This window comes from Mycobacterium sp. TH-M82 (assembly GCF_057473605.1).
This window is the reverse complement of sequence record NZ_JBYCKY010000164.1, coordinates 1-5,544: the sequence shown is the minus strand read 5'-3', so window position 1 is coordinate 5,544 and position 5,544 is coordinate 1. Positions and strand designations below refer to the sequence as shown.

Here is a 5,544-nt window from a genome sequence, read left to right as displayed (position 1 = left end):
GTGGCCGAGCTGCTCGCATGCGGCACCCCGGGTATCTGCAGACCCGAGAGCGATGTGGCCAGGTCGGCCGGCTCGGTGCTGAAAGTGTTGGTCTTGCTGTTCCACGAGATCTTGCCACCGGTGAATTTCTGCGACACCACGTCGCCTTCGACGGTCTGATCGCCGACCGGCGCGCCGAGCTTACCGGCCGCATCGCCCAGCTTGTCCCAGGCCACCTGCATGGCACTGCGCACCACGAAGGCGCCGTTGTCGGAGGTGAAGAAGATCACCGGTTCGCCGTCACCGGAGAATCTGCTGATGCGGCTGCCCGGAATGCCGCCGTCGGCCTCGTTGGCGACCGGGAAGCCCAGGTCGCTGCCGACCGGTCCGCCCAGCGACTCATATTTGGCCAGAATGTCGCCTTCGACGGCACCCGCCCCGGTGGCCGGACTGAAGTAGACCTTACCGCCGGTGAAGTCCTGGCCCACACCGTCGTTGCCGACCTGGTACTGGCCGCCCTGTCTGGCGCCGAGCGGGCCGGTGGCCCCGCCGGTGGCGCGCCAGGCCTCGTTGATGGCCGCCGTCGGGTCCACCGGGATCTGCAGGTCGGCCAGCTGCGCCGCCAACTCCGGCGGCACGGTGGTAAATGTCCTGGTCTTACTGTTCCAGGAGAGCTGGCCGGCGCTGAACTTCTGAGTGATGACCGCACCTTGATCGCTACCGTAGGTTTCGTCGTCGACCGGGACGCCCAGCGCCCCGGTCGAGCTGCCCAGTTTGTCCCAGCCGGCGTTGATCGGGCCGCGCACCACGTGCGCACCGTGCTGGGGGGTGAAGAAGATCACCGGGTGATCGGTATCGGAGGATCCGGACAGCATGGTGACCCGGCTGTCCGGGCTGACCAGCCCGGGAACCTCGTCGGTGTTCGGGAATCCCAGGTCGCTGTTGGCCGGGCCGCCCAGCGATTCGTATTTGTCGAGGATGGCACCGTACATCGCCCTGGCACCGGTCTCCGGGGTGAAGAACATCTTGCCGCCGGCGAAGTTCTGGGCGAACCCGCCACCGACCGGATACACATCGCCGTGCGGACTGCCCAGCGGTGAAGTCGCTCCGCCGGCTGCCTCCCAGGTGGCGGTGATCGCGTCGTAAGCATCGGTCTCCGGCGACGCCGCCGCGGTCGGCGCGCACATCACGGCGCCAGCCAGGGCCATCGCCGCCGCCAGACCGATCGCCGTGTGCGCCGCGGTTTTCCGTAACCGACCTTGTCGCCTAGTCACCCAGCCTCCCAAGCCACATCTATTTCGTCACTATTTCGCGCTATCGACGCTATAGAGTTTGCTCCAGCGAATGGTAATTGCGAAGCCACATCAACGACATTACGGAAACAGATACGCCCCTGACGCCGAATTGATACCAAACGACGTACCCGAGCAGCCCAGGCCACCCGCGGCGTCAAACACCCAGGCTGCGGCCGATGATCTCCTTCATGATCTCGGTGGTGCCACCGTAAATCGTCTGCACCCGTGAATCCAGGTAGGCACGCGCGATCGGATATTCCCGCATGTAGCCGTAACCGCCGTGCAACTGCAGGCACCGGTCGATCAGCCGCACCTGAGCTTCGCTGGCATACCATTTGGCCATCGCGGCCTGCTCGACCGTCAGCTTCTCGTCGAGGTGCAGGCGGATGAATTCGTCGACCATGATGCGCACCAAGGTGGCCTCGGTGGCCAGCTCGGCCAGCAGGAACCGGCTGTTCTGGAAGCTGCCGATCGGCCTGCCGAACGCCGTACGCTCCTTGGCGTAGGCGATGGTCTGCTCCAGCACCGTCTCCATCGCCGCCGCGGCCATGATGGCGATCGAGATCCGCTCCTGGGGCAGGTTCTGCATCAGGTAGATGAACCCCATGCCCTCCGCGCCGAGCAGATTCTCGACGGGAACCTCGACGTCAGTGAACGACAACTCCGCGGTGTCCTGGGCATCCAGCCCGATCTTGTCCAGGTGGCGGCCGCGCTCGAAGCCCGCCATGCCGCGTTCGACGACCAGCAGTGAGAAGCCCTGCGCGCCTTTCTCGGGATCGGTCTGCGCGACCACGATCACCAGATCGGAGTGGATGCCGTTGGTGATGAACGTCTTCGACCCGTTGAGAACATAGTGGTCGCCGTGTTTGACGGCGCGGGCTTTGATGCCCTGCAGATCGCTGCCGGTGCCGGGCTCGGTCATGGCGATCGCGGTGATCAACTCGCCGGTGCAGAATTTCGGCAGCCAGCGCCGCTTCTGCTCCTCGCTGGCCAGCCGCAGCAGGTAGGGGGCGACCACGTCGTTGTGCAGCCCGAAGCCGATGCCGCTGTAGCGGCCGGCGGCGGTCTCCTCGGTGATGATCGTGTTGTAGCGGAAGTCGGGGTTAGCGCCGCCGCCGTATTCCTCGGGCACCGCCATACCCAGGAAGCCCTGCTTGCCGGCCTCCAGCCAGACGCCACGGTCGACGATCTTGTCCTTCTCCCAGTCGTCGTGAAACGGCGCCACGTGACGGTCCAGAAACGCCCGGTAGGACTCGCGGAACAGCTCATGCTCGGGCTCGAAAAGCGTGCGCTGGTATTTGACGGCGTGCGTGTTGCTAGCGCCCATGAATCACCTCCGGCGGATGGGGACTGTGCCGCCTAACTTATACCGACCGGATGGTTGGTCGGTGATTTGTGGCGGTTTTTGGATTCGGAGACGGCCTCAACGAGCGGGTACGCGCCAGCGAACAAGACGCCGCCGCAGCATCTCGACTTCCGGACCAGCCACCTGGTGCCGTCGCAGCGGTACGCTGACGGTCATGCGAGCGAACAAGCTGGAAGCCCGGATATCTGCCCTGGAGACGCAGGTACACGAGCTCGCGGAACGACTTCATGTCACGCTCGATACCGTTGTCATCCCTGGGGGCACCGGCGACACCCCGGGCCATCCTGGCGGCCCGAACCCGCCACGGTAGACCCGCGGCCAACGGGCTGTGGACAAGTCAATCCGTCGTCGCCCTGGCAGCGCTAAGCTCGCACCCATGCCGTCAGACGATCTGGAGCCACGCGTCGCCGGCCTGGAAGCGCGGGTGCGCAAACTCAGCGATCGGGTTCGCGTCAGCGAACAGGATGCCGCGGCCGCACGCATCCTGGCCGGCGCCACCGACCGCGACGTCGAAGAGTTCCGCGGCGAACTCCGCGACGTCCGTGGCGAACTCCACAACTTCCGCCGAGCCACAACCACCAGTTTCAACGCGCTCCGTGAGGATCTCACGGACCTGCGTGGCGACGTGACGAACCTACGTGGCAACCTCACGGACCTCCATGGCGACCTCACGGGCCTCCATGGCGACATGACGGACCTACGCGGCGATCTCAGGGGCCTACGCGGGCACGTCGACGAACAATTCGGTCAGGTCAACAACGGCTTCATCGAAATGCGCGGCAAGTTCGATGCCACTGCCGCCGGCCAGCAGCGCATCGTCGAACTCCTCCAAGGCCTCGTCGCCGGCCAGGGCTGACCGGCGTTGTCCGTGCCCGGTTTCCACCACTGGTCTCGCCGGTGCCCGGAGCGTAGCCGGCCAAATCGGGCAGGCTCTCCGGACCGCGCAGAAAAAACTCCCGGTGGTGGGTACATCCAGAAGTCCGAGTTCGTCGTGACGATCGCGGGCCGGGTCGAGGCGACACAATCACCAGTTCTGCGCTGAACCGGCCTTTCCTTCACCCGGGCGGCTGATCGCCGGTCGTCGAGAACTCCCGCAGGCTGGCGGCCAACGCCACCGGGACCCACGCACGGACCCGGGTGCCCTCTGCCTCGTGCTCGGCATCTTGGACCCGCCCCTCGGCATGCACGCGCGACACCAGATCACCGCGGCCGTAAGGGATCACCACATCGACGGCGGTGTCGGTCGGAGCGGCCAGCTCGGCCATCCGCCGGCGCAGCGCGTCGATGCCCTGCCCGGTGTGCGCCGAGACGAACACCGCCCCGGGCAGCACGCGACGCAGCTGGGCCAGCGCCAGGTCGCCGGAGGCATCGATCTTGTTGACCACCAGCAACTCCGGCGCCGGCTTGCCGTCGTGCTCGGCGATCACCTCGCGCAGCACCTGCCGGACCACGTTGATCTGGGCCAGCGGACTGCCGTCGGCGCCGTCGACAACGTGCACCAGGAGATCGGCGTGGGCGACCTCCTCCAGCGTGGAGCGAAACGCCTCGACCAGCTGGGTAGGCAGGTGCCGCACGAAGCCGACGGTGTCGGTGAGCACGAACGCCCTGCCGTCGTCGAATCGCCCGCGCCGGGTGGTGGGTTCCAGGGTGGCGAACAGCGCGTCGGCCACCAGCACCCCGGCACCGGTCAGCATGTTGAGCAGGCTGGACTTGCCGGCGTTGGTGTAGCCGACAATCGCGATCGACACCACGTCACTGGCCAGGCGGCGGTGCCGCTGGGTGTCACGGACCTGCTTCATCGCCTTGATCTCGCGGCGCAGCTTGGCCATCCGCTCGCGGATGCGGCGACGGTCGGTTTCGATCTTGGTCTCGCCGGGGCCGCGCAGGCCCACCCCGCCGCCGCTGCCGCCGGCGCGGCCACCGGCCTGCCGCGACATCGACTCACCCCATCCGCGCAGCCGCGGCAGCATGTACTCCATCTGCGCCAGCGACACCTGGGCTTTGCCTTCGGCGCTGGTGGCGTGTTGGGCAAAGATGTCCAGAATCAGCGCGGTGCGGTCGATCACCTTGACCTTGACCGCCTTCTCCAGTGCGGTCAGCTGCGCCGGGGACAGCTCGCCGTCGCAGATGACGGTGTCGGCACCGGTGGCCAGCACCACCTGCCGCAGCTCGATGGTCTTGCCGGAGCCGATGTAGGTCGACGGGTCGGGTTTGTCGCGGCGCTGGATCAGCGCCTCGCCCACCGCCGAGCCGGCGGTTTCGGCGAGCGCGGCCAGCTCGGCCATGCTCGCCTCGGCCTCGGCCGCGCTGCCGTCGGTCCACACCCCGGCCAGCACCACCCGCTCCAGCCGGAGCTGGCGGTATTCCACCTCGGAGATGTCGGCGAGCTCGGTGGACAGCCCGGTGACGCGTCGCAGCGCGGACCGATCGTCGAGGGCGAGCTCCCCGGTGCTGGGCAGTCGCAGGTCACTCACCACTCCCACCACCACGCGTCGGCGATCTCGCCGCGCGCCACCAACACCGAGGGCCCGCGCAGGTAGCTGGTGGCGTCGGTGACGGTGACGGTCACCTCGCCGCCCGGGATCGCGACCTGCAGCGTGCCGGTGCCCGCGCCGTCGAAGGCCAGCGCGGCCACTGCGGCCGCAACGGTTCCGGTTCCACAGGACCGGGTTTCGCCGACACCCCGTTCGTGTACCCGCATCGAGACCAACCCCTCCCGCGGGGCGGTGCTGATCTCCACGTTCACCCCTTCGGGGAACCGGTCGGGGTCGAACGAGACCGGCGCACCGACGTCGAGTAGGGCCAGCTCCCCGGCGGTCAGGTCGGCGTCCACACACGCCAGGTGCGGGTTGCCGACGTCGATCACCAGCCCCGCGAACGGTCGGCCGCCGACGATCGCCTCCC

At 67.5% G+C, this 5,544-nt stretch carries 6 protein-coding genes; 2 read left to right on the top strand and 4 right to left on the bottom strand.

From position 1 onward, the window contains the following. Together AC2VON_RS04885 and AC2VON_RS04880 are read right to left on the bottom strand one after the other, a co-directional pair. Nucleotides 1-1,253: LGFP repeat-containing protein (locus tag AC2VON_RS04885; protein ID WP_486951935.1), on the bottom strand; the 1,253-nt coding region annotated here is incomplete at its 3' end. A 175-nt stretch (nucleotides 1,254-1,428) separates the two neighbouring features. Continuing rightward, nucleotides 1,429-2,601, bottom strand: coding sequence for an acyl-CoA dehydrogenase family protein (locus AC2VON_RS04880; RefSeq protein ID WP_486951934.1), 1,173 nt, complete (start codon nucleotides 2,599-2,601; stop codon nucleotides 1,429-1,431). Nucleotides 2,602-2,794: 193 nt separating this feature from the next. Here AC2VON_RS04880 and AC2VON_RS04875 point away from each other — a divergent pair, with 193 nt between their 5' ends. Both AC2VON_RS04875 and AC2VON_RS04870 read left to right on the top strand, forming a co-directional pair. Continuing rightward, on the top strand, nucleotides 2,795-2,950 hold the full coding sequence (locus AC2VON_RS04875; RefSeq protein WP_486951933.1) for a hypothetical protein: 156 nt from the start codon (nucleotides 2,795-2,797) through the stop codon (nucleotides 2,948-2,950). A 66-nt stretch (nucleotides 2,951-3,016) separates the two neighbouring features. Continuing rightward, a complete protein-coding gene (locus AC2VON_RS04870; protein ID WP_486951932.1) occupies nucleotides 3,017-3,496 on the top strand; it encodes a hypothetical protein in 480 nt (159 codons plus the stop codon). Nucleotides 3,497-3,695: 199 nt separating this feature from the next. On the opposite strand, the gene hflX is transcribed toward AC2VON_RS04870, so the two are convergent. Together hflX and dapF are read right to left on the bottom strand one after the other, a co-directional pair. Further along, nucleotides 3,696-5,114, bottom strand: coding sequence for a GTPase HflX (gene hflX, locus AC2VON_RS04865; protein WP_486951931.1), 1,419 nt, complete (start codon nucleotides 5,112-5,114; stop codon nucleotides 3,696-3,698). Then, nucleotides 5,111-5,544: diaminopimelate epimerase (gene dapF, locus AC2VON_RS04860; RefSeq protein ID WP_486951930.1), on the bottom strand; the 434-nt coding region annotated here is incomplete at its 5' end. The genes hflX and dapF, both read right to left, overlap by 4 nt.